Here is a 4150-nt window from a genome sequence, read left to right as displayed (position 1 = left end):
ACCTTGCCCGGCACACCCGAACCGACACTGCCGATCACTACACCGGCAGCGACCTCACCACGGCCCAGCGCCTCGAGCCCGGCCAGCGCCTCCTCATCCGAGCCGGCCACGACCACCGCACGCTCACCCAGCAGTGCACGCTCCGACAACAGCGACCCGGCCACGTCCGCCGGCGTCACCCCGCCGGAGCTCTCGATGAAGGACGCAAGGCGCTCAGCCTGGCCCGCGAGGGAACCGGCGCTCCGCGCCGAGACCACCAGCGGCACCACACCGGCGGGCGCCGGCTCCTCCGAGACGGGCTCCGGCGCCTCCGCCGGCGCCTCCTCCAGGATCAGGTGCGCGTTCGTCCCGCTGATACCGAAGGAGGACACGCCGGCCCGGCGCGGTCGGCCGTTCCGCGGCCACTCCCGGGCCTCGGTCAGCAGCTCGACCGCACCGTCCGACCAGTCGACCTGGCTCGTGGGCTCGTCCACGTGCAGGGTGGGAGGCATGACGCCGTGGCGCAGCGCCTGCACCATCTTGATCACACCGGCCACACCTGCGGCAGCCTGCGAGTGGCCGATGTTCGACTTCACCGAGCCCAGCCACAGCGGCTGGTCTGCGTCACGGCCCTGGCCGTACGTGGCGAGCAGCGCCTGGGCCTCGATCGGGTCGCCCAGGGCGGTACCGGTGCCGTGGCCCTCGACGACGTCCACGTCGGACGGGGTGAGCCCGGCGCTGGCCAGGGCCTTGCGGATGACCCGCTGCTGCGACGGACCGTTCGGCGCCGTCAGACCGTTCGACGCGCCGTCCTGGTTGACCGCACTGCCGCGCAGCACCGCCAGCACCCGGTGACCACGCTCACGCGCCACCGACAAACGCTCCAGCACCACCACACCGACACCCTCGGCCCAACTCGTGCCGTCCGCGCCGTCCGCGTACGCCTTGCACCGGCCGTCCCCGGCCAGACCCCGCTGCCGGGAGAACTCCACGAAGGCGCCGGGCGACGCCATCACCGTCGCGCCGCCGGCGAGCGCCATCGAGCACTCGCCCTGCCGCAGCGCCTGCGCCGCCAGGTGCATCGCCACCAGCGACGACGAACACGCCGTGTCCACCGTGACCGCCGGACCCTCGAGACCCAGCACGTACGACACCCGGCCCGACGCCACACTCGCTGCCGAACCCGTGCTCGCGAAGCCCTCCAGCTCCGGCGCGGCCGCGCCGGCTCCGTAGCCCTGATTGGACACCCCGGAGAACACCCCGACATCGGTGCCCTTCAGCGAGACCGGGTCGATACCCGCCCGCTCCAGCGCCTCCCACGAGGCCTCAAGCAGCACCCGCTGCTGCGGGTCCATCGCCAGCGCCTCGCGCGGCGAGATACCGAAGAACCCGGCGTCGAAGAGACCCGCGCCCTCGAGGAATCCACCCTTGCTGGTGTACGAGGTACCCGCGTTGTCGGGGTCCGGGTCGAACAGGTCCTCCAGGTCCCAGCCCCGGTCCTCGGGGAAGGACGACAGGCCCTCACGGCCTTCGGACACCAGCCGCCACAGGTCCTCGGGATCCGCCACGCCACCCGGCAGTCGGCACGCCATGCCGACGATCGCGATCGGTTCGTCGGGATCGGCGACGACGGCCACCGTCGTGGCAGGGGTACCGGCCACCGTGTCACCGAGCTCGTCGCGCAGGTAGCGGGCGATGGTCAGCGGGGTGGGGTAGTCGAAGACCAGCGTGGCCGGCAGCTTCAGACCGGTCGCCTCACGCAGCCGGTTGCGCAGCTCCACCGAGGTGAGCGAGTCGAACCCGGCGTCCTTGAACGCCAGCTCCGCACGGACGCTCTCCGGTCCGGCATGTCCGAGCACGACCGCGACCTGAGCACGCACCAGATCGAGGAGCAGTGCCTCCTGCTCGGCCGCACCGAGCCCGGCCAGGCGACGGACCAGCCCGCCCTCCATGGCGGCTGCCGCCCGCGCCTGCTGCCGGCCGGCCCTCACCAGGCCCCGCATCAGAGGCGGGACCGTTCCGCCGGCCGCCGCGTCGGCTCGCGCGCCCCGCAGGTCCAGCTTGACCGGCACCAGCAGCGCCTGCCCGGACTCCACCGCGGCGTCGAACAGCTCCATACCCTCGGTCGCGGTGATCGCCAGCACACCACCGCGGCTCGCACGCGCCTGGTCGACGTCGCTGAGGTGAGCGGTCATGCCGTTGGTCTGCGCCCACAGGCCCCAGGCCAGCGACACGCCCGGCAGGCCTGCGGCCCGACGGCCGGCCGTCAATCCGTCCAAGAAGGCGTTCGCCGCAGCGTAGTTGCCCTGTCCGGCGGACCCGAACACTCCCGAGGCGGACGAGAACACGACGAACGCGTCGAGGTCCAGACCACGGGTCAGCTCGTCCAGGTGCCGGACCGCGTCCACCTTCGGCGCGAACACCGTCGCCAGCCGCTCCGGGGTCAGCGCCCCGATCACCCCGTCGTCCAGCACACCCGCGGTGTGGACCACACCGGTCAGCCGGTGCCCGGCCGGCACCGACGCCAGCAGCGCCTCCACCTGGCTGCGGTCGGACACGTCACAGGCCGCCACCGAGACGGTGGCTCCCTGCTCGATGAGCTCGGCGACCAGGTCCTCCATACCGTCGGCCTCCGGGCCGCGCCGGCTGGCCAGCACCAGATTGCGTACTCCGTGCCGCGACACGAGGTGCCGGGCCACGAGGGCACCGAGCGATCCGGCGCCGGTGACCAGGACGGTGCCTTCCGGCCCGAACACCGCCGGTGCGTCCTGCGCAACCTCGGCTCCGGCCCGGACGAGCCGGGGGACGAAGAGGGCCGCTCCGCGGACCGCGACCTGCGGCTCGCCGCCGGCCAGCACCGCCCCGAGTACGGATTCCACGCCACTTTCGGCAGCGGGGTCGGTGTCGGTGTCGGTGTCGATCAGGACGATCCGGTCGGGGTTCTCCGCCTGGGCGGCACGCACCAGGCCCCACACAGCCGCTCCGGCCGGGTCGCTCACCGGACTTTCACCGGCGGGCATCGCGCCACGGGTCACCACGACCAGCCGCGACTCCTCCAGTCCGGCTCCGGCCAGCCACGCCTGCACGACCCCCAGCACCCGGGAGGTCAACGCCAGCGGCACCTCCTCGCCGTCGCCGCCGACCGCCTCCAGGACCACCGCCGCCGGGACTCCTGCACTCCCGCACAGGGCCGTTACATCGTCAGCGGTGGCCACCGGCACCCACGACGGCGAAGGCTCCACACCCTGCTCCGGGGACAGCTCGGTCCACTCCAGCTGGAACAGCGAGTTGGCGGCCACGGTGTCCGCCGCCGTCTCCAACTGCTCGGCGGACACCGGCCGGGACACCAGCGAATCCAGCGTCACCACCAGGCCACCGGCCTCGTCGGCCGCCGTCAGCGACACGGCACCGGGCCCGCCGGGAGCCATGCGCACCCGCAGTGCAGAGGCACCCGCGGCATGCAGCACCAGCCCGTTCCACGCGAACGGCAGTACCGGATTCCCGGATTCCTCCGCCGTCGTGCCCCCCGACGCACCGAACATCCCGGTGTGCAGGGCCGCGTCCAGCAGCCCGGGATGGATGCCGAACCTGTCGGCTTCCTTGCGGTGTTCCTCGGGCAGGGCCACCTCGGCGAAGAGTTCCTCGCCGCGCCGCCATACGGCACGCAGTCCCTGGAAGGACGGACCGTAGCCGTAGCCGCGCTCGACCAGTTCGGTGTAGAAGTCCCCGACCTCGACCGGCTGCGCGCCGGGCGGCGGCCAAGCGGCGAAGTCGAAGTCCTGGCCCTGGGCTTGTCCCTGCCCCGTCCCCTGTTCCGCCGGGGAGGCGGAGGACAGTACGCCGGTGGCGTGCCGCGTCCAGATGTCCGCGCGACCCTCGTCGGCAGCGTCCTCGCGCTGGGAGTACACGTCCACGGTCCGCGAGCCGTTCTCGCTCGGGCCGCCCACCGCGACCTGGACCCGTACCCCGCCGTGCTCGGGCACCACCAGCGGCGACTCGATGACGAGCTCTTCGAGCACGCCGCATCCGGCCTCGTCACCGGCCCGCACCGCGAGCTCCACCAGCCCGGTACCCGCAAGGAGCACCACACCGCCGATCGCGTGATCGGCCAGCCACGGGTGCGACTTCAGCGACAGCCGCGAGGTGAAGACCAGTCCGTCGGACTGCGGCA

At 73.0% G+C, this 4150-nt stretch carries 1 protein-coding gene; it reads right to left on the bottom strand.

From position 1 onward, the window contains the following. Positions 1-4150: type I polyketide synthase (locus AB0I68_RS38745; protein WP_363182146.1), on the bottom strand; the 4150-nt coding region annotated here is incomplete at both ends.

The sequence above is a fragment of the Streptomyces sp. NPDC050448 genome (assembly GCF_040655295.1).
GTDB lineage: Bacteria > Actinomycetota > Actinomycetes > Streptomycetales > Streptomycetaceae > Streptomyces.
The sequence above is the reverse complement of the archived record's forward strand: the minus strand, read 5'-3'. Positions and strand labels throughout refer to the sequence as shown.